This is a genomic window from Alteromonas sp. KS69, from assembly GCF_003989595.1.
GTDB classification, from domain to species: domain Bacteria; phylum Pseudomonadota; class Gammaproteobacteria; order Enterobacterales; family Alteromonadaceae; genus Alteromonas; species Alteromonas naphthalenivorans.
This window is the reverse complement of record NZ_PYHU01000049.1, coordinates 81122-101104: the sequence shown is the minus strand read 5'-3', so window position 1 is coordinate 101104 and position 19983 is coordinate 81122. Positions and strand designations below refer to the sequence as shown.

The following is a 19983-nucleotide window of genomic DNA, read 5'->3' as shown; positions in this document are numbered from 1 at the left end:
AATCTATTGGAGCACGTCAATCAGACCTTCAATAGCCAGCGGTGCCCCAAAAATATCCCCTACATAGTGAGAATAGTAGGACCAATTCATACCGAACTGAAACTCCATAGTGAGGCCGGTAGCCACACCAATGGCGAAGTTAATACCAAACAACTTGCCCCAAAACTGAGTCATTTGTTTGTAAATTTCTTTGCCTGTCATCACATAAACGGATTCCATAATGGCAAGCATGAAACTCAACCCTAAGGTTAAGGGCACAAATATAAAGTGGAACATCGCAGTTAGCGCAAATTGCCACCGCGATAGCTCGACTAACGTATCGCTCATGGGTTTTCTCCCTAGTTAAAAAACAGTACGGCAAGCCGCTAAAATTCTTTTAAATCAATAACCTTAAAAATAAGGCCGCACCGTAAGACTTGTACTTCTGACGGAGGTTTAGCAAGCTTTGCGCCAGCTATGGCACGATTGCCCATCACCACCTGTATTCCCTACCATGCGGCGCAATTATTCCACTAAGTCGAACCAGCCGCGTTGATCCATCTCAAACAAGATGAGAGGAAATTGCGCCAAAAATGACAATTCCCGCCATTTTTGACAAATAAAAATTAAATGAAGTAATAGGTCAAAAAATCTGAAAGTGGAGGGTTTGCAAAAAGCACTGGAAAGGAATTAGGTGAATAGAAATAAGTAAAGAGAGTAAGAAGAAATAAGCGAGAGGCGATAGAGATGCAACTGAGCCAGTAAAGGCCCGTTGCATCTTCTAAATAAAGAAATGGCTATTCGGGTGAATAGGTAAGCGTGAAAGCCCCTCTTAAACTGCCCGGCGCTAAACCCGTGGCGGTATCTTCAGGGTATTTCTCTTTAATAATATCTAACACTGCTGGGGCCACGTTATTGCCATGACAGGCTGTACATACTTGCCCCGTAACAATCGCTGACATATAGCGCAATTCACCTGTTTCTTCATTCCACTGTGATGCCTCTAGCGGCATAGGCAATTGCTTAGATAAGGCATCTGCAAACTCGTGCAATTGGGTTTCTTCCCATGCATCTGGTTGGTTGTCTTGGTTACGCACTTGCAGCGCGGTGCGCCCTACCGTCCAACCATCCTTCTTGAGCGCTTCTGCAATAGGCCCAGCAGCCACATAGCACTCTTCTACCCCTGCTTCCAAACCACCTTTTGAAATAGCTTGCTGAAGCCTCGACTTTAACGCGCCCCCTAGTGCTTTGGCATTGCTACGTGCTTGATTTAGCTTATCTTCGGGGCCTGCCAGGGTGGTTTCAGTTGCGTGTTGTGTAGCTATGCTGTCTTGCGGCTGCGGCATTTCAGCCGCTAGCGCGGTTGATAGTACGATTAATAGTGAAGCAGATAAAAAGAACCCACTTATCACAACAGCCGTTAATCTCGTTTTCATATTCTTTTCCTCAATGGGGAGCATTACCTACCAAGATACGTACAAGGCTCGTGCCAATGTGATACCTTAAACCTAGATTAATTACCTTATGGGTGTAGGTTGTATCTATACCGCATGCGCACCCACCCCGTATCGCTAGGTGAAGCTGTTACATGAATATCTCGATTGTTCAGGCAATGATAGATGCCATCGATAAACCCGCTATTTTCATTAATCATCAGTATGTAATAGAGGCGGTTAACCAGCCTTATCGCAATACCTACCCTGTGGATATTATTCCGGGTAAAAGTCAGTGTTTTAAGGTGTCACACGGTAATACTAAGCCTTGTGATCAATGCGGTGAAAGCTGCCCTATTCAGCAATGCAAAGACACCGGCCGGACTGCAAGTGTGGTTCACATTCACACCACAAAAAGCGGTCAAAGCTATTGTGATATTCTCATGCGGCCGGTTCACGACGCTAATGGCGACCTGCTTGGTTACTTAGAAATATTAGATAAACTCGCGTTTGCATCAAATTACCCTACCAAGGGTAAAATGATAGGTGAGTCTGCCGCCTTTAAAGCCATGCTGAATAAAATTAATCGGGCCGCAAAATCCGATATAGCCGTGTTGCTTCAAGGCGAAACGGGCACAGGTAAAGAGCTGGTTTCTCATGCCCTGCACACCAGTAGCCACCGCGCTGAAAAACCTTTTGTGGTAATAGAGTGTACGGGGTTAGCTGATACGCTTTTTGAATCGGAGTTATTCGGCTACGAGAAAGGCGCTTTTACTGGCGCGCAATCAAACAAAAAAGGATTAGTTGATGCCGCCCAAGGCGGAACGCTATTTTTTGATGAAATTGGCGATGTGCCTCTTACCATGCAGGTGAAGTTACTACGGTTGTTTGAAACTCAAACCTACCGCCCAGTTGGAAGCGTGCAAGTAAAAAAAGCCGATTTCCGTTTAGTATGCGCTAGCCATAAAGACTTAAAATCCTTAGTGGAAAAAGGTGAATTCAGACAAGATCTTTACTACCGTATTGCAGGTTTCCCCATACACCTTCCGCCACTTCGTGAGCGTCAAAGCGACATTGAATTGCTGTGCAGCCACATGTTGCACGAACTGCCTTCGAAAAAGCGTTTACACAAATCCACTATTGAAATGCTAACCAACTATACCTACCCAGGTAACATTCGAGAGCTTAAAAATATTGTGGAACAAGCGTACTTGTTGGCAGATGAAAATGTAATTTACCCAACCGATTTGCCCGAGCTAGTTAGCGAACCCACTGTCCACACAAATGAAAGAGTCCTCACTCTGGAAGCTGCTGAAGCTAAGTACCTTGAAAAGGTAGTGGCAAAGCACGAAGGCAGTATAGACACTCTTGCCAATGCACTAGGTGTCAGCCAGCGGACGTTATATCGTAAGCTTCAATCGCTAGGGTTAAAGGTTAAGGGTTAAATAGCTCGCAGTAAAAACCCTTTCAACATCCTATTTTTAACGTATTATTAGATAAGTTCCGGTAGAAATAGAATACTGCTTTGCCATTGAAGTCATTATTTACACTGCTAGTATGCCTAACCCTGCTTTTGCAAAATGCGATGGCATTGGGGCTTGCGGCTGTTTCAATGGAAAAGGCCCAGCAATTTACTACCCAGTTTAACGACAGCAACAACGATATAGAACTTATCTGTACCGGTAATACCATGCGCTGGATATCATTAAGCGCGACTGAACATGCCGGTGAGTTTGTTTATGTTAGTGTCGATATTAGCAAAATACCGGTAGAACATATCGACTGTACCAATAGCCTACTTTCTGATTTACCCAACGCGGTAAAGTCACCTGAGTTTTCACTTCCCTTAATAACCTTTGTTAGTTATAACAACCTTGCTACTGCCATTGCACAGCGGCCCTATACCGCATACGCCTACGCGGCTCCGCTGTCACGCGCTCCACCCCTTTCATAGTTTTCCCATAACACTTTATTTATAACGCGCTTTTATCAGCGTTATCGCTGACGTTGTTTAATTAAAATGGACTAATTATGAAAAAAACAGCCATTGCACTAGCAGTATGTACTGCTGGCTTTTCCCCTTTTTTGTATGCTCAAGACACCGCTTCAACAGAAGTGATTACCGTTATTGGCGAGCCGCTCACCCTCACTAATAATGCGCCGGTTTCGGCCTCTACTAATACCGAAGCTGACTATGGCGATCAACTCGCTGCCCTTCCTGGCGTAACTATTTCACGAAACGGCCCCGTAACCGGGTTAATTCAATACCGTGGCCTTTATGGTGATAGAGTCGGCGTGACTATTGATGGTGTAGATATTGCGGTCGCAGGCCCTAACGCTATGGATTCCCCGCTTTCACATGTGTTACCTGAACCCGGCCTTCAGGCCGTGCTGTATCGCGGAATAGTACCGGTAAGTGCAGGGGTTGAAACCTTAGGCGGTAAACTAGACATTCGTGCCGACGCTCAGCACTTGTTTGCACAAGCTAATGGCCTGCAGTTTAATGCCAGCGCCGGTGCGTTTTCTCCCGGCGATGCACAGCAGTACCAAGCCAATGCATTTTATGGCACAGACAATGGCTTTTTTAGCGGCGCATTTACCCACCAGCAACGTGACGAGCGCGAGGCTGCCTCTAACGATGCAGGCTCAAACATAACTATCCCTAATTCTCAGTACCAAAGAAACGGCGGTAAACTTCGTGCAGGCTATAGTTGGGGCAAGCATAGCCTAGATGTCAGCTACCAAACACTGAACACTAACAATAGCGGTACTGCGGCTCTTGCCATGGATATTACGTCTATAGATGCGGCGTGGTATCGCTTAGGTTATCAATACCAAGCCGATGATGAGCGTATGTTAAAAGTCAGCGTGTTTGGAAATAGCAACCAACACGCCATGGACAATTTTTCTCAACGCGCGGTTTCGATGGCCAGCACGGCAAGACAAAACGATGCCGATTCCGTTGCACAAGGAATAGAGGCAAGCTACATCACCCCAGCCCTTAATGGTGAACTTGAAGTAGGCTTTAGTCATTTACACAGTCGAAATAGCTCTGTTATCACCAACCCGAATAACAGCGCATTTTATATCAATAACTTTAGCGATATTACCCGCGATACTTACAGTGGTTTTACCGAATGGCATAGAAAAACCGACACCGCTGATTACCTGCTGGGCCTTCGTTATACCCAAATTGATATGGACGCTGATGCAATAGACTCTAACATGGTAATGATGAACGATGCGGTGGCCACACTAGCGTCTAACTTCAACACCGCCGAACGTAGTGAAACCTACAATATGCTAGATGCGGCAGCGACTATTCAAATACCCGTAAGCGAAACGGTGACAGTCTTTACGGGTATCTCCCAAAAGAACCGCGCGCCTAATTATTATGAACGTTACACCTGGTTACCATTAGGCATTACAGGCGGCATGGCAGACGGGTTCAATTACATTGGTAACCTTGAACTCGATAACGAAACTGCGCGTCAAATTGAGTTTGGTGTTACTTACAGCAAAAATGACTGGACCGTTTCACCACGACTTTATTATCAAGACATAGAAGACTATATTACTGGCACCCCGAGCAGCAATGCAGCTGCGGTTATGTTCTCGACCATGATGGGGTCTGATACACCGTTTCAATGGACGAATACCGACGCAGTTATTAAAGGCCTAGACGTTACGATTAACGGTAAGCTATCTGACAACCTGCTTCTAACGTCTACAGCAAGTTTGAGCCATGGTAATAGAGACGATATAGACGACGGGTTATTTCGCATTGCCCCTGAGCAATTAACTACCCGTATTGAGTGGCAAAGCGAGCTTATGCAATCGCCGCTTATGTTGTCAGTTACGTCTCATTTAGTGGGTGCACAGAATCATACCTCTGCCCTACAAAATGAAAGCAGTACATCAGGTTACGGACTTATACATTTGGGCGCACGCTGGCAACTTACTCAAGCCTTTAGCGTGTCGGTACAGCTTCAAAATGCGCTTGATAAGTACTATACCGCTCATACCGCAGGTGTTAACCGCGTATCAGATGCCGATATTGCGGTAGGAGATAAACTGCCTGGGACTGGCAGAGAATGGCAGATCTCAGCGAGCTATCGCTTTTAGCGACCACTATTCACTGGCCCACTCCCAAAGCGAGCCAACATGTAAATTACGATAAAAAAGGTAAAGTGATAGGCGAAGATATTCGCCTATCACGCTTTCGTTGAGTAATTCATAGGCAAACAACATCGAACAAGCTGACCTACACTAAATCAGACACTGCCTGCACAATTAAGCGGATTGCTAATAAGGTAACGATAACCTTAAACAGCACGAGAAATTTATCGGCTGGAATCTTCTTGAGTACTTTTAGCCCCACGTAAGTCCCCACTGCGCCACTTATAATCATGGCAAAAATTAATCCTAGCCATTGAAAAAAGGAGAATCCTACAAAGGTAAACACAAACGCTTTTAACCCATGTTGAAAGGTAAGGCACGAGGCCATGGTGGCGGTTATCTGCATTTTATTGTAATTGTTCCGATGCACAAACGCGGCAACTAGCGGCCCCGTAGCCCCCACAAACATAGAGATTAACGTGGTGACCAGCCCCGCTAGACTTCGCCCAGCGGGCTGCATTTCCTGCGCTTTTGGTTTGCTGCCCCACACCAAAAATAAGATAAAACCCGCTACAGCAAATTGGATTACGACTAAGGGCAATTGCACGACTATAAACGTAGCCAGCACCGCCCCCAACAACGCCCCAAACGAAAAGAACTTCACCATAGACCAATCAACATAACGAAAGGTCATTAGTGCTCGGTTGCCGTTTGAACCTAACTGTACCAACCCATGCACAGGAATAAGTGCAGATACTGGCAAGCTTCCCGCCATTACCGCAATAAGCAACACGCCACCGCCAATACCAAAGGTGGCGGTTATCAAGGACGTCATCGTAGAGGTTGCTATTAGCACTGCGGCGGTAGTTAACGAGATAGCGCCATCAGCGGTTAGCCAATAAGTAACGAGATCCAATTACAGCCCTCCTTTTTTAATTTATTGATTTTTAGTTTCCCTCAAGCACAAACGAGGTGAAAGAAAATGGTTTTAACCTCACCTTTTTGAAGCGAAATTTAAGGCACCTAGTAGCAATTAGTAACAAATTATCTGTAATTGGAACTTGTATATACCCTGCAGCGAAGGCATATTCTGCAATCTTCATTGCGCAACGAAACGGTTTATTTTACGTCGTTGTCGCGAATTTAAATGGATTTAGTCTAGGAAGTTGCGTTGTATTCCTTTTTCACCCGCTGTTGCATAGTATTTTTGTGTACCGTAACGCTAGTTTACGCTAACGATGCGTCTCAACATATAAATAACCTAGCATCACACAAGGTGTGGAAGCAGCTATTACATGCTGAGCAAACCGCAGTAACGCTACACCACAATGGCAGTAACTTCTATTTAGCAGAAAATGGCTTTGAAAATCCACTTTCGGAACTTGAAGCGACTATTCATGCCTTCTCACAAAACCCAAAAAGCCAGTGTCAATTTCCCGCACGTAAACGTTTTATAGAAAAACAGTTACCCACACTTAGCTTCCCTGACGTGGCATGTCCAAAGTATGAAGATTATTTAGATGCTTTTTCTACCCACAGCGCCAGCCTTATTTTTGCTTCAGGCTACTTAGGTAACCCCGCGTCGATGTTTGGTCATGTATTTTTAAAGTTTAATGGCGAATCAGAAGACGGCTTACTCGATAACACCTTCTCTTATGGGGCTAAAGTACCCGATAACGAAAACAAGTTGGTTTACATCACTAAAGGCATATTGGGTGGCTATCAAGGTAAGTTCTCTAACCAGCAATACCACCATCATCATTTAACTTATAGCGAAACCGAGCTTCGCGATATGTGGGAATATAAACTTGCCCTATCCCAAGACGATATTCAATTTCTACTTGCCCATTTATGGGAGCTAGAAAATGCCACAATGACCTATTACTTCTTTGAGCAAAACTGTGCCTACCAATTAGCAAAGTTACTCAGCTTAGTTTTCGATGAATCTCTGATTGCCCCCAATAAGGTGTGGGTGATGCCATTTGATTTAGTGGTAATGATGCAACGCCATCAAACTAGCCGTACAATGTTTAATGACGTTATCTACCATGGTTCACGTCAGCAAACACTTTATGATCGCTGGCAACAATTAACCAGCAAGGAACAGCAAACCTTACTGCAAATTCTAGAAAGTGCGCCTAAAGACACGCAACAGCAACTTGCTGCTTTAGGTGACGCATCGGCGATACGGGTTATCGATACCCTTTACGACTACTTTGCGTTTATTGAACAAAAAGAAGACGACCTCACCACTATACAACAAGCACAAAAGCGGCAAGCCATGATAAAACGGTTTGGTATGGCACCCGTTAAACCAAACTGGAAAAGCATAGATAGACGCCCTCCTCATGAAGCACAAGATACCACGCGTATTGGTCTTGGTTTATACGACACACCATCAGGCGACGTGGCGGGGGAGTTGAACTTTAGGGCCAATTATTACGATCTGCTCACGCTGAATGCGGGGCGAATTCCTTACTCTGAGCTAACCACCTTTAATCTTCGTCTTCGTTACCTAGAGGGTGAAGAGTTAGCAGTAAGAGAGTTTACGCCAGTACGAATTATTAACCTTAATGCGTCTGAATCTGGATTGCCACTTGATAGCAATTGGGCTTGGAAACTGGCCTTTGGCTACAGAGAACAGGCTAACAACTGTACCCACTGCGGCGCAGGTTATATCGACAGTTTTATTGGGAAGTCTTGGGCCTTTCGTCACAACCTTGTAGGTTATGCCGCGCTCAGCACTTCTATTACCAGCTCTAATCTGAATGGCGGCTTTATCGCTGTGGGTTCAGAAGTGGGAGGCGTAGCACATGTTACGTCTGAAATAGCAATGTCATTGGCAGTAGGACAACAATGGTTTGTGAACCAGCCATCGAAGGATCAACATTACCTCTCTATTACCGCGCGATATTCAATTAATCAGCGCTGGGATGTGAGAGCCAATATTGATAACAAGCATGGTACTGACTTCGGCTTGCTCATTTCACATTATTACTAATAACAATCAGAGGAATATAACAATGTTTAAAAAACTAACGCTTGCTGCACTTCTTACGACTACTGCCATTGCTGGAAACGTATCGGCTGACGACAACATCAACCCGTGGAAACACTGTGGTATTGGCGCGGCTATTTTTGATGACAATGGCACAGCTGCTGCCATTTCAAACATCATTTGGGATTTAGGTACGACTGCGGTTTCTTCAAAAGTATCATCTGCTGATTCTTGTGAAGGTAAAATGGCTACTGCGGCGGTATTCATTCAAAATAACTTTAACAACGTTATTGAAGAAACTAGCCAAGGTTCAGGCGCACACCTAACGGCAATGCTTGATATTTTAGAAGTAAACGAAGCGGCACGTGCTGATGTTGTTACTGCTGTTCGTGCTGAAATGGCACTATCAGTTGCAGCAAACGAAGCAACTAGCCCAGAAGCTTTCTACAACGCTGTTGTAGCAAACATCTAGTTATATAGGCAGTGGCGAAATGACCGCTTGCGGGAATGCCACTGTCGCATAGCGGTGATATAGCAATAATAAACGAGGGCGCAATGCGCCCTCGTTTTTTTAAATCGTACTTAAATAAATATTACGCGCGACTTTGGAATTTACGCTCTTCGGTATTTACCTTTATCCACTCGCCAGTACTGATGTACTCAGGCACTTGAACCACTAGCCCCGTCGATAACGTAGCAGGCTTAGTCCGCGAGGTTGCAGACGCACCTTTAATAGAAGGGTCGGTTTCAGTTACCTCTAGTTCTACACTCATTGGTAAATCTAGCGCCACTGGCACATCGCTTACAATTAACACCTGAATAGACTCAGTCTTTTCGTTAATAAATAAGGCTTCGTCAGCAATGCTTTCTTTGTTTAGGTGGTACGGCGTGTAATCTTCGTTATCGAGGAATACATACTCGTCGCCATCTATGTAAGAAAACATCACTGGGCGACGCACTAAATCAGCCATTTCTAGCATGTCTGAATCTTTGAAGGTTTCATCAAACTTAGCGCCGCTAACCACGTCGTACATACGCATGCGATAAATACTACCACCCGCGCGGCCCTGAGGTACTGAACGTTCGATATCTCTCACAATACACGTTTTACCACCATAAACGATGGTGTGATTCTTTTTAATTTCACTTGCCTTTGGCATGGTCTTACCCTGTTATTAATGGCCTTTAACGATTGGCGGGCCATGTTAAATTATCGCCCTATCTTCCGGTAATTGAGTGTTATAGTCAAAGCTATAAGATTAACTCAACCCTAGTTCCTTTTGTTTTTTCTTAGTAAGTCCTAGCGACACTAATTTATAAGACTCGTGTAAGTAGTAGCTCAACTCTTCGTTGAGTGCTTCTACACTTTGTTCAAATTCAATTTTAGGTTGAGTTTCATCGCCGCCAAATTGCTGGATCCATTTCATGCCCCGAGACGCAAAATAAGGCGCCGGGCGATACCCGGGTTTCTCGCTCAAAAAATGGTAATTAAGCTCTGAGGTTTTGAAAATAAAAGCGGGTTCACCGTTTTTGCCTAAACCGCCTATGGCAAATACTTTACCGCCCACCTTCCATACATGGGAGTTATTCCATTGCATTACATAAGTTGTAGCCTTTAAGCCACCACAAAACTGATTAAACTCGTCGTAGGTCACTGTGCTTCGCTATCTTTCATTGTCTTTCACTGTGGCTGTTTGAGGTGTACATGGTTTTGGTTCCCTCAAAACTATCGTACAAGACTTGATGACTTTGCTTGGAAAAGGTATCCGTTCTATTTTCATAGTCCTTTATCCAGTCTATCAACATATCTAAATTCGCATCTTGCGCTTGCTTAGACGCATACTTATGAGGTTCCCATGGGCGTGCCTTAGCATTTTCTACACAAAGGTTAATGGGTAGATTTAAGAAGATGAGCTCATCGGCAGAAGGCAAGACTTCAGCGAGCAAATCGGAATAGCAACCCTCAATAACCCACGATGTATTTTTAGATAAGAAAGTTTCAATAAGCACCTTTGATTCGCTGATAGGCAAACGACTAGGTGGGTTTGTCGGCAAACTAGAAGGCGCCCAAGCCACCGAGTCCAAATCTAAATGAGCGATGTGGTGCCCCTTTACCAAATTCTTAGCCAAGGTAGACTTTCCTGAACCTGAATTTCCAAATACCACGATTTTTGTCATGACTCACCTTGTTATTAGCGCTATCACGTGGCTCTATTGTCGAAAACTTGCCAACTTGTACACTAAGTTATTTTTTACCGCCGCCCATTCAGAATTAATAATGGAAAATACCACTGTGTCTCTAAACGAACCATCTGGTAGACGTTGATGCTGCCTAAGTACCCCATCCTGTTTTGCGCCGAGACGAGCAATTGCCTTACGCGATTCAAGATTGTGCCAGTGAGTTCTAAACTCAACAGCAATAACGTCAAGCACCTCGAATGCATGGTTCAGTAGCGCTAATTTACATTCCGTGTTTACCGACGAGCGCTGATGACTTTTTGCATACCAGGTATAACCAATTTCTACTCGCTTGTTTGCATAATCTAGATTGCAAAAACGGGTACTGCCGATCACTTTCCCACTTAGTTTTTCAACCACCACGAAGGGTTGGGACAAGCCATCTTTTTGCTGCTGCAATGCCAGAGAAATATAAGTGTCAATAGCGTCTGGTCGTGGCACCGAAGTAAACCAGAGCTCCCATAGTTTTCCATCACTCGCAGCGTCTGCCAAATCATCAGCATGTTCTTCCCGCAAAGGCACCAGCACGACTGATCCGGCATCAAGTTCATTTTCTGGTAAAAACATTGTATATCCTGCTTCCTTTTCAGTTTAACTAAACTAGCGTTAGCATTGTTTTTTAGGTCTTTTGGCCACTTTAAGCAAAGGCATAGGACCAACGAGCATCGTCGGGTCCATTTGAAAATCTAGGTCGATAATTTCCCAGCCCTGCGAACCAAGTGAATTCAGGTACTTTTCAACATCTTCGACAGTAAGCTCTGTCAAAATATCCCTTTTATTAGCGCACGAATATTATTTCTGACGCTGTTGATTACTTAAAAGCTACACTAAATAACTCAACGCCTACAAGTCATTGCTACTAACATACACAGCAGCCCGTTTACTGTCACCATCTCCAATGACAAAATCACTTTTACCATCTTGATTTATATCGAGAATGGCAAGGCTCCAGGGGTTTGAAATTTGAGGGTGCTTGAAACTGATAGACTTAAATGACGACTTAGTTCCCAATATTGCAAGCACTTCACCTGACCAACTGCTGATTAACGCATCATCAATTCCGTCATCATTTATATCGCCCGTGGCAATTTGTTTAGCGCCTGCTGAAGCGCTAATTTCTGATTTAGCGACTTTTAGAAAATTACCGCGACCATCGCCGAGCATAATGGTAATCATACTTTCATTTGTCGCTACAATGACATCTTGGTTTCCGTCGCCATTCATATCAGCAAGTTCAATAGCAAAGGGCGATTCCGGTTGGGCTAACTTGCTTAAAGAAAAGCGCATTTGCTTATCGCCAGTATTTACCAATACGCCAATATCTCGCTGATTTGGAGTAACCATATCTTCAAAACCATCGTTATTGATGTCGCCAACAGCAAACCCTCGGTATGGGTCTCCACCTGCGTTAATAACCTTACCAGGCGTTTTAAATCTTCCTGCACTTAAGCCTTTTAGTACCAGAAGTCCATTGTGGCTTCTGTTATCTACAATTAAATCTGGCGTTTCATCACCATCAATGTCACTCAATTTCACAACGTGGGGATGAGGCTTTACGTTAATATTTAAGGGGGAATGCGGCGGCTCGACAAAGGTTCCATCCCCCTTGCCAAAGAGCACAGTAATGTACGAAGTTTCATGATTGGCAACAACCACATCAACGTGTCCGTCTGCGTTTATATCTGATATCGCTAACCCAGAAGGGCTATCCCCTGCAGCAAAAATTCCGCCGCGGTTTAGGGTACCCTTCCCGTCTGAAAGGTAAGTGATAATATTATTATCAGACGCGTTCGCGATTATCACATCTTGGTTGTCATCAGCGTTAATATCCGACGCGATAATCGATGGTTGCCCAGCCCCTACTTCAATAATGGACGATGTGTATTTTATGCTATCTATTTCAATAGTCTCTGCTGACGCGTAAACGTCAACTAAGCCAATAGTTATCAAAAGGAAATAACTTGTAGAAGTTAATACATTCATGTTTCACCTACAGATATTTATACCGCCGATCGCAGAGAAGAAGTAGGGCATTGTCCTTCTGCTATTATTGTTTAGTGTTGATGTATTGCTCTACCCGCTTTTCTAACGCGTCCAAAGGCAATGCGCCAGCACCCAGTACGCTTGAATGGAAGTCGCGAATATCGAAGTTATCACCTATCTGCGCTTGTGCTTTTTCACGTAATTCCAGTATTTTTAACATTCCCATTTTGTAAGAAAGTGCCTGACCAGGGTTCACGAAATAACGCTCTACTTCCGTTTCAATATCTTGAGGTGATAAAGGGGTATTGGTAACAAAATATTCTATTGCTTGTTCTCGCGACCAGCGTTTGTAGTGAATACCTGTATCGGTCACAAGGCGAACCGCTCGCCAAAGCTCATTCTGCAAACGGCCAAAGTTATGCAATGGGTTTTTATAAAAACCCATTTCAAACGCTAATTGTTCAGCATACAAGGCCCAGCCTTCAATATAAGCCCCTACGCCTAAATACTTCCTAAAGCGCGGCAGCCCTTCTAGTTCTTGTGCCTGAGCAATTTGAAAATGATGGCCGGGTACACCTTCATGATAAGTTATCGCTTTGAACACATACTTTTGAACCCCTGTCATATCAGCCAAATTAGCATAGTAAATACCAGGACGGCTTCCATCTAAACTGGGACGATTATAAAACGCAATAGACGTAGAGTTCTCGCGCCAAGGCTCTACTCTACGTACTTCTAAATCGGCTTTTGGCAGAGTATGGAAATATTGATCGGCAACGGCAAAGATTTCACTGGTTTGCGCTTTTGCATCATCCAAAAACGCCGCTCGACCCTCGTCGTTATTGGCATAATAATTATTGGGGTCGGTGCGTATAAATTCAAAAAACGCTTGTAGTGTTCCCGTAAACTCAACCTCATCCATTATCTGCTGCATCTGTTGATGAATGCGTGCAACTTCATTTAAACCAATCACATGAATTTCTTCTGGTGACAACGCTAATGTGGTTTCAGCTTTTACTCGATTCGCGTAATACGCATCGCCGTTAGGCAACGACCAAACACCATCATTGTTAATTTGTAATGGCTTTTGTTGTTCAAGTGTTGCAAGTAAACTGCTGTAGCCTCTTTTAAACGGTCCTTTTAGGGCGTTACTAGCCTCTTCAAGCAATGCATTTTCTTTTGATTCTTCTAAATGCAGTGCGGCTAACTTTTCTTTAAAGTCAGCATATAAGGGGTGAAGGCTGCTACTGCTCGCTACCGGGGCATCTAGGGGTGCGCCGGTTAACATAGCACTTACGTCGCTAATCATTGAATCAAACGAAAATGCAGGCGGCAACACACCGAAGGCTGCACGGTCTTTCATTCTCGTCACAATATCTGCCATGAGCGATTCAAAACCCACAAGCCTATTTATATACGCTTGTGCACCAGCTTCATTCACAATAAGGTGGTTATTTTTAAGCAAGGTAATGGCTGAGGTGTATTGGCCTCTGAATTGATCGACCACATAGCTTTGCTTTCGAAACGCTGCATTTTCAATGTCATTGGTGAGTTCTCGTTTGAACAAATCAAAATTCAATTTGCCTTCGTCGCTTAAGTCACCGCGGTCGAATTCGGCAGTTAATTTAGCCAGATCGGCCTTTGTGTTTTCTAACTGTTTTTGAGCAAACGCATCAGACGTGTCACTCCACGTAGATTGCGCGCCATTGTTAATACCTAGGTAAGATTGGAAATTTGGGCTTTGTGCCACCAACCTATCAAAACGCGCCTCTATAAACGCGACAAGGCGCTTATCTTCTTGCTGTTTAACGCTTTCTGGCTTATCAACACTAGCCTGCTGTGCATGCTTCGGCGCATCTTCAGATGCGGGATTGCAGCCACTTAATAAAGTAGTACTTAAGCCTACTGCGCATACAGCAAATGCCACCGCACTTTTAGAAAGGGCTTTTGTAACGCTACATTTTCTTACCCGCATTCGTTTCTCTCCCAAAGCATCTATATTTATTATTTTGTGTTTTCATCTACGACATTAAAACAAACCGATTCGAATGGGTAACAATTTTACATATTGATAAAACTTGGAAGCGGAGCCCCTTGGAACCTATACGGGTATACCGATTACTACCGTACGAACTCAATATAGATGGTGTGCTAGGGCAATCGGAACCCTCCACAGTATTGATGCTGTGGCGAAGTAGCCAGCTATGTTGAGTTTCAGCGTGAGGGTGGAGCGCATACCTTATGACCCTCTGCCGCAAGGATGCGGCAGCGGAGCCCCTTGGAACCTATACGGGCTTACCGATTACTACCGTACGAACTCAGTATAGATGGTGTGCAAGGGCAATCGGAACCCTCCACAGCATGGATGCTGTGGCGAAGTAGCCACCAATGTAAGCTTTCAAAGTGAGGGTGGAGAGCATGCCTCATGACCCTCTGCCGCAAGGATGCGGCAGCGGAGCCCCTTGGAACCTATACGGGCTTACCGATTACTACCGTACGAACTCAATATAGATGGTGTGCTAGGGCAATCGGAACCCTCCACAGCATGGATGCTGTGGCGAAGTAGCCAGCTATGTTTCAGAGTGAGGGTGGAGAGCGAGTCTCATACCCTCTGCCGCAAGGATGCGGCAGCGGAGCCCCTTGGAACATTTACGGGCTTACCGATTACTACCGTACGAACTCAGTATAGATGGTGTGCTAGGGCAATCGGAACCCTCCACAGCATGGATGCTGTGGCGGAGCGCCCATGGATGGGTTTACCGCGCGTTTCGATTGCCCTAGCACATCATCTGTTAAGCGATGAGAATCTACCCCACAAAGTCATTGACTTTTTATTCGGCAAATTAAATACTGCGGTTATGACATTACGCACATTGCTGTTTTCAGCACCGCGCCAAGGTTTGGCGTTAAACTCAATTATCCTCCTCGCTATTATTATTAATAATTGGCGGGAAAGTTAGTGCGTACGTAAAACATCACTAAAACCCGCCGCCAAGGCGGGTTTTTCTTAAGTCTGTCTTCGCGGTAAAAACAAACGAGACGACAGCCATGAACAACATCACTCAGTTATTAGCCCGTTTGCACAACGCGGTAAACGAAAACGACCCTGCTTCGGTTAGCGCCTGCTATGGCGATAATGCCAAGGTGGTATCTACGCCGCTAAAAGGCACAGCCCAGCACGATTGTGTTAGCGCACTACAAACTTTCCAACGCAAATACATGCCGGAGCATATCGTTACCACCGGCGATGAAATTGTAATTGAGGCGGGTGATGTAGCCTTAGTAATCGCTAAGCTTTACCTAGTGCCAAAAGCCGCTCCCCACACATTACCTTGCGACGGCAAACGAGCGGTGTATGTGATGCAGCGAAACGACAGCGGTGAATGGCGATGCATTATCGATAACTTCTTTGGCACCGATTTACTCGACTTTGCCTGAGACTTTGCAGAAGCATTAGGCCCGGCGCTAGTTAGTTTTATCAGTAATACGACAAAGTGAGGCTCGGGCAAGTTACCTTTATTTTGAAGCCGGAACGTTTTGTGTCAAAGTAACGCATCAAAATTTTCATTGGCGAAGATAAACCGTTACCGCCAAGCAAGGACTATAAACATGTTTACCACTGCTTCGACTTCTCTTAAGACCGCACTGCGACCTATTGCCGTGTCTTGTTTGGCGCTAAGCGCGCTATCAGCCTGTGTTACTACCCCACAGGCTGACACCAGCGTAGCGGACGCTGCGCCAGAAGCGTCTTTTTCTTTATCTAACGCTGTGAAATACCAACGCCAGAGTAAAGAGTATCCACTTCTTAGCGCCTATGTTTATAAGCAAGCTACCGCCGCACTGCCTGCAACCTTTGAAAATCAGCAAACGCCTGCCGTAATCGTGCTAGATGTAGATGAAACCGTGCTAGATAACAGCCTTTATCAAGAAGAGCGTGAGTCAAAAGGCTTGGGGTATTCAAGCGAAAGCTGGAACGCATGGATAAAAAGGGAAGAAGCCACGTTAGTTCCCGGTGTAGATAAGTTTCTAACAACCGTGATTGAAAGAGGTGGAAAAATTGCCCTTATTACTAACCGCGATAAAACCTTAGACAGCCACACGTGGAATAACTTGCTCGCCATGGGCTTGCCGCTTACACCAAGCAACACCTGTATTATGGGCAGATTACCTGCCGACAAAGAGGCCGTTGATCATAAGTACATTGTGAACGATAAAGACCGCCGTCGTAATGCCGTAAAGCAAGGCTCGCCAGCTTGCTCGCTCACGAATGACACGGCAAGTGAGGGTTGGAACAAACCGCATAATATTATTATGCAAATTGGCGATAATATTGAAGATTTTCAAGGGGTAACGCAGGAAGATGCTTATCTGCCAGCGATACTGCCTGAAGTCGGCACTAGCTTGTTTATTTTGCCTAACCCTATGTATGGTTCTTGGTAAGCGTAGCTAGCCATCAACGCTTAAGCCTAACTAGTGCCTTCGCGAATATTTAAATTCGCTTATCGTTAAACTAGTTTTGCTGTTGAGCCAGCTCTCTTTCGCTTTTTAGCCCCAATACCTTTTTAAAAAAAAGTGTGGCGGGGCAAAAGCCGGTAAAGCTTTGCTGAAATAAGTTGGCGCCAATAAACACCGTAAACCATACAAAGTTTGGGTGAACCCATACGGTTAACACAACCGACAACAACACCATGAAGCCCGCAAAAGCGGTCAATGCTTTTTCCTGAGACATTATCATTTCCTCTTAAATAATCGCACCCAGTTAATTTGTACAAAATTTACGACTACATTTGTTTGCTGCGCAAACTAATAAAAATACCTAAACGCAAAATAGACGTTACTGGCATCTTCGAATTGAGCAAAGAAAGTATGTGTTTCTTCGCCGCTAAATAGGTTTACTCCGCCTCGAACCTGCCATTTATCAGTCGGCGAATAGCTGGCGCTAGCTTTCAAATAACCATCATTATCCGTAGGTGAATAAAATAGAAAGCTATTGATAGTGAGGGTTTGTCGCCACGCCTGCCATGTAATACGACCTGTAACCCAATGGCGATACGCTTCTTGCTCATATTCTGGGTAGAGTGAATGAGTCAATAGTGAATCATGATGTTGAATGGCTTCGGTATACCACTGCACAGCGCCGGTTACATTAGCCATCACTTCTTGGCTGTAACCCAGTAAGAAGCGGCTCTGGGAATTACTCACAGATGGATCAGTACCTTCACTATCTTCCACACTCCGGTAATACGCATACTCTGCATTTGCAATCCCTTTACCCAATGGCATAACGACGCTGGCGCCAATGGCATTTAAGCGGCTATAACGCGGCGCACCCAATTCATCTACGGCGGTGGGTTGCTTGGTATAACCTCGATATCCGTATAACGCAGCCTCAATACTCCCAATCGAGCTGCTAAATGTGCGATGCGCCCGCAACGCCACTTCACTACCACTAGGCGTATTCTCATTACTTACGGTATACGCTGGCGCGATATTTTCATCGGCTTGGGGGCTAAAAAAGGAAAAGACTTCTCCTGTAATACCGATATCAGGTTCAAATTCTGGTGTCACCACAACATCTATATTTATGGCCTCCCAATACCCAGATAACTTAATAGAAGCACTGGGCGCTTTTAAATACTCATCATCACGGCCAGAAAAAAATGACTGATAATCTTTTGGGAAAAGATCGTTTAGAAAGACATAATCACCTGTTCCCCAAGTGAGTACTTGCTGCCCAATTTTCAGGTCAAAAGCATTGCCCCATTGGCCCAAAGCAGCAAGATTGCCTTGCCATGCTAGCTCACGTATCTGAAATTCTCGTTGATGTTTAACGCCGTCGTACCACGCATCGCCCCGAAAACTAAGTTTCGATGCTGCTAGCGCGTAATCAGCGCGTAGTTGCACTCTTGCATCTCGTAAGGTGCTGCTAGCATCAATGGCAGCGTCAGTAGCTACTCGGTTTCCTGCCGCTAACTCGACAAATCCACTTAAGGTGTAAGCGGTAGCGCTATTGTCCTGCTCGCCCCAGTCTTCGCTATCCCAATTATCGTCACTCCAACCTTCGTTGCCCCAGCTGTTATCATCCCACCCTTCATTTTCCAAACTATCGTCACTAGCAGGCTCGGGGTTGTCGATTTGTTCAGTTTTAGCGGGTACATCTTGTGCAATTTCATTCTGGAGTGCTTGTGAATACACCGGAGTTGAAACACTTATTCCCAGCAGCACTATTGCAAGTAGCGCTATTCCCGGTAGCCCGACCTCAAAAAGTGCGCTAACAAAGTATTTCCCTGAAAAAAGCTGTGCTGCCCGCATCACGATTACTCCACAAACTCTCGTGGTGGCACTCGCAAGCTACGTTCGCTAAACACGCTGTCTGGCAACGCAATATCGTACTGAATACCGCGAAATTCCATTAAGGTATAACCCCCTGATGCTAAATCAGACACCTTGCTTCGTACTACCGTTGGGTACCCTTGAACTGTGTCTACTGATACCGCTTCAACTCGGCGGTAATTATCATCTCCTTTGAAAAAGTTGATTAGCGTGGGCAAGTAGGTTTGCTTGTCTATCTCTACGACATAATGAGAGAACTCTACGCTACCGGCGCTTTTAGGCGTTGCGCGTAACACATAGTGGGTATCGGTGGTATTTTGCATAGTGAAGTTGTCTTCTGACACTGCACGGCCCGACACATCTTCATAAAAAAAGTGTGAACCGACAAACGAGGTGCGTTTATCGCCAGCGGCAATGCGCTTTACTAAATCAAGGGCCGGTAAATACAACCAACGATCATCATCGGTATCAATGTTGGTGTGCTTTTCAACTCTAAACACCGTGCCTTTTACTTCGGTTGGGCGGCTGAAAAACACCAGCATTTTTTGGTCGCCGCTTTCAGTACCTTCATTGTTTAGCACGTCTTTACGCAAAATCGTGAACTGACGCATTTGTTTACGCCCTTGACTATCTACGATGATCATTCGCGCCATTGATTTACCGTCATTGCCTGCGTAATAGGCGGCCTTTTCTGACTTCGCAATAATACTCGCCACGTCTTCTTGCGCATTCGCGGTAACGGGAGTCACCGCGGCAAAAGAAAAGCAAAGTAGCAACATACTCGTTAACCAAACACGAACACTCGAGTTGGAGGTTTTAGTGTTGATGTGAGTATTAGCGCGTGCCATACCAGAGAAAACGCGATTAACATTTGTGATGTGAAGCATTGAATTACGCATA

At 44.9% G+C, this 19983-nt stretch carries 20 protein-coding genes and 1 pseudogene; 8 read left to right on the top strand and 13 right to left on the bottom strand.

The window, feature by feature from the left end; translation table 11 throughout:
• Nucleotides 1–18: 18 nt before the first annotated feature.
• Both C7Y69_RS20765 and C7Y69_RS20760 read right to left on the bottom strand, forming a co-directional pair.
• Nucleotides 19–327: pseudogene (locus tag C7Y69_RS20765) on the bottom strand (cytochrome ubiquinol oxidase subunit I); the annotation flags it as partial.
• Between the two features lie 449 nt (nucleotides 328–776).
• The gene (locus C7Y69_RS20760; protein ID WP_013786440.1) at nucleotides 777–1415 is read right to left on the bottom strand and encodes a DUF3365 domain-containing protein; all 639 of its coding nucleotides are present in this window, start codon (nucleotides 1413–1415) and stop codon (nucleotides 777–779) included.
• Between the two features lie 176 nt (nucleotides 1416–1591).
• On the opposite strand from C7Y69_RS20760, the gene C7Y69_RS20755 reads away from it, so the two are divergent.
• The 3 genes from C7Y69_RS20755 (at nucleotide 1592) to C7Y69_RS20745 (ending at nucleotide 5537) form a co-directional block, all read left to right on the top strand.
• Entirely contained in the window at nucleotides 1592–2857 is a 1266-nt protein-coding gene (locus C7Y69_RS20755) for a sigma-54 interaction domain-containing protein (RefSeq protein ID WP_041453156.1), read from the top strand.
• 86 nt (nucleotides 2858–2943) lie between these two features.
• A complete protein-coding gene (locus C7Y69_RS20750; protein WP_232363159.1) occupies nucleotides 2944–3366 on the top strand; it encodes a hypothetical protein in 423 nt (140 codons plus the stop codon).
• Nucleotides 3367–3443: 77 nt separating this feature from the next.
• The gene (locus C7Y69_RS20745; RefSeq protein WP_013786443.1) at nucleotides 3444–5537 is read left to right on the top strand and encodes a TonB-dependent receptor; all 2094 of its coding nucleotides are present in this window, start codon (nucleotides 3444–3446) and stop codon (nucleotides 5535–5537) included.
• Between the two features lie 139 nt (nucleotides 5538–5676).
• Here the strand turns inward: C7Y69_RS20745 and C7Y69_RS20740 are convergent, their stop codons facing one another.
• Complete coding sequence (locus tag C7Y69_RS20740) at nucleotides 5677–6447, bottom strand: sulfite exporter TauE/SafE family protein (RefSeq protein WP_013786444.1); 771 nt, start codon at nucleotides 6445–6447, stop codon at nucleotides 5677–5679.
• A gap of 255 nt (nucleotides 6448–6702) precedes the next feature.
• On the opposite strand from C7Y69_RS20740, the gene C7Y69_RS20735 reads away from it, so the two are divergent.
• Both C7Y69_RS20735 and C7Y69_RS20730 read left to right on the top strand, forming a co-directional pair.
• Nucleotides 6703–8532, top strand: coding sequence for a DUF4105 domain-containing protein (locus C7Y69_RS20735; protein WP_013786445.1), 1830 nt, complete (start codon nucleotides 6703–6705; stop codon nucleotides 8530–8532).
• Between the two features lie 22 nt (nucleotides 8533–8554).
• On the top strand, nucleotides 8555–9001 hold the full coding sequence (locus tag C7Y69_RS20730) for a DUF3015 family protein (RefSeq protein ID WP_126874033.1): 447 nt from the start codon (nucleotides 8555–8557) through the stop codon (nucleotides 8999–9001).
• Nucleotides 9002–9122: 121 nt separating this feature from the next.
• On the opposite strand, the gene yeiP is transcribed toward C7Y69_RS20730, so the two are convergent.
• The 7 genes from yeiP to C7Y69_RS20700 all read right to left on the bottom strand — a co-directional run bounded on the left by yeiP (nucleotide 9123) and on the right by C7Y69_RS20700 (nucleotide 14725).
• Nucleotides 9123–9689 (bottom strand): elongation factor P-like protein YeiP, encoded by a 567-nt coding sequence (yeiP, locus tag C7Y69_RS20725; RefSeq protein ID WP_013786447.1) that lies wholly within the window; start codon nucleotides 9687–9689, stop codon nucleotides 9123–9125.
• A 99-nt stretch (nucleotides 9690–9788) separates the two neighbouring features.
• Nucleotides 9789–10184 carry an MmcQ/YjbR family DNA-binding protein gene (locus C7Y69_RS20720; RefSeq protein WP_013786448.1) on the bottom strand — a complete coding sequence of 132 codons (396 nt, stop codon included), beginning with the start codon at nucleotides 10182–10184 and terminating at the stop codon, nucleotides 9789–9791.
• A 16-nt stretch (nucleotides 10185–10200) separates the two neighbouring features.
• The gene (locus C7Y69_RS20715) at nucleotides 10201–10707 is read right to left on the bottom strand and encodes an AAA family ATPase (protein WP_013786449.1); all 507 of its coding nucleotides are present in this window, start codon (nucleotides 10705–10707) and stop codon (nucleotides 10201–10203) included.
• Nucleotides 10708–10740: 33 nt separating this feature from the next.
• Nucleotides 10741–11334, bottom strand: coding sequence for a GNAT family N-acetyltransferase (locus C7Y69_RS20710; RefSeq protein ID WP_126874032.1), 594 nt, complete (start codon nucleotides 11332–11334; stop codon nucleotides 10741–10743).
• A 39-nt stretch (nucleotides 11335–11373) separates the two neighbouring features.
• On the bottom strand, nucleotides 11374–11532 hold the full coding sequence (locus C7Y69_RS21655; RefSeq protein WP_013786451.1) for a hypothetical protein: 159 nt from the start codon (nucleotides 11530–11532) through the stop codon (nucleotides 11374–11376).
• A 78-nt stretch (nucleotides 11533–11610) separates the two neighbouring features.
• Nucleotides 11611–12750, bottom strand: a complete 1140-nt coding sequence (locus tag C7Y69_RS20705) for an FG-GAP repeat domain-containing protein (protein WP_126874031.1) — start codon at nucleotides 12748–12750, stop codon at nucleotides 11611–11613.
• Nucleotides 12751–12814: 64 nt separating this feature from the next.
• Complete coding sequence (locus tag C7Y69_RS20700; RefSeq protein ID WP_126874030.1) at nucleotides 12815–14725, bottom strand: DUF885 domain-containing protein; 1911 nt, start codon at nucleotides 14723–14725, stop codon at nucleotides 12815–12817.
• A gap of 487 nt (nucleotides 14726–15212) precedes the next feature.
• Between C7Y69_RS20700 and C7Y69_RS20695 the strand changes: the two genes are divergently transcribed.
• The 3 genes from C7Y69_RS20695 (at nucleotide 15213) to C7Y69_RS20685 (ending at nucleotide 17190) form a co-directional block, all read left to right on the top strand.
• Nucleotides 15213–15710 (top strand): hypothetical protein, encoded by a 498-nt coding sequence (locus C7Y69_RS20695; protein ID WP_126874029.1) that lies wholly within the window; start codon nucleotides 15213–15215, stop codon nucleotides 15708–15710.
• Between the two features lie 88 nt (nucleotides 15711–15798).
• Nucleotides 15799–16188, top strand: coding sequence for a YybH family protein (locus tag C7Y69_RS20690; RefSeq protein WP_013786455.1), 390 nt, complete (start codon nucleotides 15799–15801; stop codon nucleotides 16186–16188).
• 171 nt (nucleotides 16189–16359) lie between these two features.
• Nucleotides 16360–17190, top strand: a complete 831-nt coding sequence (locus C7Y69_RS20685) for a 5'-nucleotidase, lipoprotein e(P4) family (protein ID WP_013786456.1) — start codon at nucleotides 16360–16362, stop codon at nucleotides 17188–17190.
• Nucleotides 17191–17260: 70 nt separating this feature from the next.
• Here C7Y69_RS20685 and C7Y69_RS20680 read toward each other — a convergent pair whose 3' ends face one another.
• The 3 genes from C7Y69_RS20680 to C7Y69_RS20670 form a co-directional block, all read right to left on the bottom strand.
• A complete protein-coding gene (locus tag C7Y69_RS20680; RefSeq protein WP_013786457.1) occupies nucleotides 17261–17479 on the bottom strand; it encodes a DUF2892 domain-containing protein in 219 nt (72 codons plus the stop codon).
• Between the two features lie 74 nt (nucleotides 17480–17553).
• Nucleotides 17554–19062: a hypothetical protein gene (locus C7Y69_RS20675; protein ID WP_013786458.1), complete on the bottom strand. Its 1509-nt coding sequence runs from the start codon at nucleotides 19060–19062 to the stop codon at nucleotides 17554–17556.
• A 5-nt stretch (nucleotides 19063–19067) separates the two neighbouring features.
• On the bottom strand, nucleotides 19068–19982 hold the full coding sequence (locus tag C7Y69_RS20670; RefSeq protein ID WP_013786459.1) for an outer membrane lipoprotein-sorting protein: 915 nt from the start codon (nucleotides 19980–19982) through the stop codon (nucleotides 19068–19070).
• Nucleotide 19983 lies beyond the last annotated feature (1 nt).